At 57.1% G+C, this 674-nt stretch carries 1 protein-coding gene; it reads left to right on the top strand.

Annotated features, from left to right (window positions below; genetic code table 11):
• Window positions 1-212 (top strand): hypothetical protein (locus ACOQFS_RS00005; protein WP_421560932.1); only part of this gene is annotated, 212 nt, incomplete at its 5' end.
• Window positions 213-674: the final 462 nt, after the last annotated feature.

The following is a 674-nucleotide window of genomic DNA, read 5'->3' as shown; positions in this document are numbered from 1 at the left end:
GGAACCCGGTTGGCCATGATGGTCGATCAAACCCATCGCAAGTGGTGAATCAATACTGGCTTTGGCGTGGTGCTGTGCAGCCTGCTGGCTTGTCAGTCTGGCATCGCAAAGCTCTGGCGGTTTTCTTTCCTGCTCAAGCTGGCCGCCTCATCCCATCAATCGAGAGAACATGCCCCGGCAAGCCGGGTCATGCCTCTCATGTCAAACGTTAAAGCTCATGAAATGCCCGGTGTGCTCAGCGAAGGTCGCCGAAGAGGTGGCAGGTTGTGTCGCATGCGGCACGAGTTTCACCGAGGGAGAATGGGCGCCAATTGCAGAGCCTCGCAAGCGTGCGCTCTCCGTTCGCCAGCTGATTGGCCTCACATTGGCCGCAATGGTCGGAGCGGCACTTGCTACAGGTTTCACCTTCTTGGTTCTAAGTCCCCCAACCGCGGGAGACGGTGGGCACGTAGCGCTCTTCTGGTTGGTGCTGTTTGTGGCCGTACTTGCGGAAGGTGGGCCGACAATTTTTGGCGCGTACTTCGCTGCCGCACTGCTTGGCATCTACCTGTACGCCCGTCACAGGAGAGCCGCACATGATCTTTAACTTGTCATATATGGACTCCCCCACAACAACAAGAGCCTGATCGATTGGGGCCCAGAGGGTAAAACACCTGCAGTCGTATATCCGGCAT

Source organism: Paracidovorax sp. MALMAid1276 (genome assembly GCF_049198005.1).
GTDB lineage: Bacteria > Pseudomonadota > Gammaproteobacteria > Burkholderiales > Burkholderiaceae_C > Acidovorax.
Note: the sequence above shows the minus strand (reverse complement) of the source record. Positions and strands in the feature narration are given on the sequence as shown.